General features: G+C 71.2%; 4 protein-coding genes. 1 reads left to right on the forward strand and 3 read right to left on the reverse strand.

All coding sequences use genetic code 11. The features are described 5' to 3' along the window. Positions 1-339, forward strand: a 339-nt coding sequence (locus tag AC5RV2_RS16905) for a hypothetical protein (protein WP_494093299.1), incomplete at its 5' end; no start/stop codon positions are given. Positions 340-357: 18 nt separating this feature from the next. Here AC5RV2_RS16905 and AC5RV2_RS16910 read toward each other — a convergent pair. The 3 genes from AC5RV2_RS16910 to AC5RV2_RS16920 form a co-directional block, all read right to left on the reverse strand. Beyond that, positions 358-1,182 (reverse strand): HAD family hydrolase, encoded by an 825-nt coding sequence (locus AC5RV2_RS16910; RefSeq protein WP_494093300.1) that lies wholly within the window; start codon positions 1,180-1,182, stop codon positions 358-360. 37 nt (positions 1,183-1,219) lie between these two features. Beyond that, positions 1,220-2,134: a carbohydrate kinase family protein gene (locus AC5RV2_RS16915; protein ID WP_494093301.1), complete on the reverse strand. Its 915-nt coding sequence runs from the start codon at positions 2,132-2,134 to the stop codon at positions 1,220-1,222. 41 nt (positions 2,135-2,175) lie between these two features. Then, positions 2,176-2,545, reverse strand: a 370-nt coding sequence (locus tag AC5RV2_RS16920) for an alpha/beta hydrolase family protein (protein WP_494093302.1), incomplete at its 5' end; no start/stop codon positions are given.

The following is a 2,545-nucleotide window of genomic DNA, read 5'->3' on the forward strand; positions in this document are numbered from 1 at the left end:
GGCGGCGGCTCCCGCAGGTCAGTCTCCGACGCGGGCGCACAACTGCTCGTAGTGCCCGGTGGCAGCAGCGGGCGGGACGGCTGGTTCCGTGCGCTGGCCCGCCGGGGAGCATCTGCACCGGCGGTTGCCTGGAGCGGACCGGGCCGCAGCTTCATCGCTGCACCTGACACGGGAGTGGTGGCCGAGGCCGGCCTGTACGAAGAGCTGATCGTTGCGGACGTAGAACCGCCCCGGCGCAAGCGGAGCATCGGCCCCAGCTGGTTCGCCCGCCGGTACCTGGCCGAGCGTCCCGAAGCCCGGCGGCAGGTGGCCCCCGCCGGAGCCCTGCGGGGCTCCTGACCCGGGGTACCAGGCGGTTCAGGCGCCGTGCGAGGCCTGCCGCCGGCCCGCCATCCGCTCCTCGATCACCTGGGCGACGCCGTCCTCGGCGAACGCCGGCGCGCGGAACGGGGTTGCTTCCAGCGCGGTGCGGTGTCCCGAGGCCATCGCGTAGCCGGCCCCGGCCCACCGCAGCATTTCGATGTCGTTCGGCATGTCGCCGAAGGCCACCACGTCCTGGGGGCCAATGCCCAACGACCCGGCGTACTCGGCCAGGGTCACCGCTTTATTGAGCCCCGGCCGTGCCATCTCCAGCAGCGGGTTGCCGGGGGCAGAATGCGTCACCGCGGCCAGATGCCCCACCGCCGGGCCCACCTCGGCCAGGAAGGCGTCGGGGTCGATGTCCGTCCCGCGGGCCAGCAGTTTCACGACCGAGTCGGTGCCACGCAGGCTCTCCGGCAGCAGCCTGGGCACAATGCCGTCCAAAAGCTCCACCGAGCCGGGCTGCACGAAGTTCGGTTCCAGCAGGAATCCCTCGGTGGTTTCCGCCGCGAACGTCACCGCCGGGTGCAGGCCGAGGATGATCCGGCGCACCTCGAGAATGTTCGCGTGGGGCAGCGTCTGCGCCGAGAGCACCCGCTCGGCCACCAGATCGTAGACCACGGCGCCGTTGGAGCAGATCACCCGGCCGCGGTGTCCGATCTGTTCGGCCAGCGGAGTCAGCCAGCGCGGCGGCCGGCCGGTCACGAAGACGATTTCCACTCCCGCGGCCGCGGCGCTGCGAAACGCCCTTACGGTGCGGGGGCTGATTTTGCCGTCCCGGCCGATGATGGTTCCGTCGAGGTCGCTGGCGATAAGGCGCATTGCACCAGTCTAGGGATGCGGCCGGCCGCGCAGCCGGCTAGCCCAGCTCGTCGCGGCGCGGCGGATTCGCCCCTGCCCGGGATACCGTGATGGCTGCGGCACGGGCAGCGTGCGCCATCACGTCTTCGAGCGCGGCGGAGGCCATGTCCCGCAGCTTCTCCCGCCGGGCAGAACCGGAGAATCCCGCTTTCAGCAGCGCATCGAGCAACCCCGACATGTACGCGTCGCCGGCGCCTACGCTGTCAACGACGGCGGCCGCCGGTGCCGCGACCTCGGCCGTCCCGGCACGGACCACTCCCCAGCTGCCCTTTGCCCCGCGCGTGACCACCACCGCGGCCGGCCCCTGCTTCAACCACGCGCGGGCCGTCTCCTCGACGGTACGGTCCGGGTACAGCCACCGAAGGTCTTCGTCGGAGGCCTTGACCACGTCGGCCAGCACCACGAACTTTTCGGCCTGCCGCCGGGCGAAGTCCCGGTCGGTGATCAGCGTGGGCCGGCAGTTCGGGTCGTAGCTGACCAAGGCCCGCGGATGGGCCCGCTGAACGGTCCTGTACACCGTGTGCGCGCCAGGCTCCAGCATGGCCGCGACGGAGCCGGTGTGCAGCCAGACCGTCTCGTCGAGCAGCCGGGGCCGGATCTTTTCGAGGTCCGGCAGTTCCCAGAGCAGGTCGAAAGAGTAATGGGCGGCACCGGCGGGATCCAGGGTAGCGGTGGCGGCGCTGGTCGGCGACGCATCCGGATCCAGCGGCACCAGCACGGAGTTGCGGCGCAAGTGGCCGTGGACCAGGTCCCCGAACCGATCCTTGCCGTACCGGCCGACGAACTGGACCGGGTGGCCCAGCCGGGCCAGGCCCACTGCCACGTTCATCGGACTGCCGCCGACGTGCACGCGCGGCGGCATCGTGTCGGAACGGACGACGTCCGCCAGGGCTTCGCCTATGACCGTGAGCACAGTGCCAACGTAGCAGAGCGCCGCCGGTTGCGGCACCGGCATCAGCCCAGGCCGGCCAGGACCCCGCGGATGCGCGCAAACGCAGCAGAAGCAGGATCGATCAGCGCATAGTGGTCACCGGGAACGAGCACCAGTTCGGCTCTCCCGCCGGCGGTCCGGGCGGCGGCGACATAGCGCTCGGACAGTTCCCTCGGCACGTCGGCGTCCTGATCGGCGTGGAAGGCGTAGATGGGGACCGGCAGCGGTACATTCCGCATGGGATCGGCGAGCCGGTAGGGATGCGCGGCATGCGGGTCAGCATCCTCCGGCCGCCCGAGCAGGTTTTCGACGGCGCCGTCGCTCAGGCCCAGCTCGCGCGCGCGCGCGAGATCCAGCACGCCGGACTGGCTGAGCACGGCATCGAACTCCACC

The sequence above is a fragment of the Arthrobacter sp. Y3225116 genome (genome assembly GCF_059091245.1).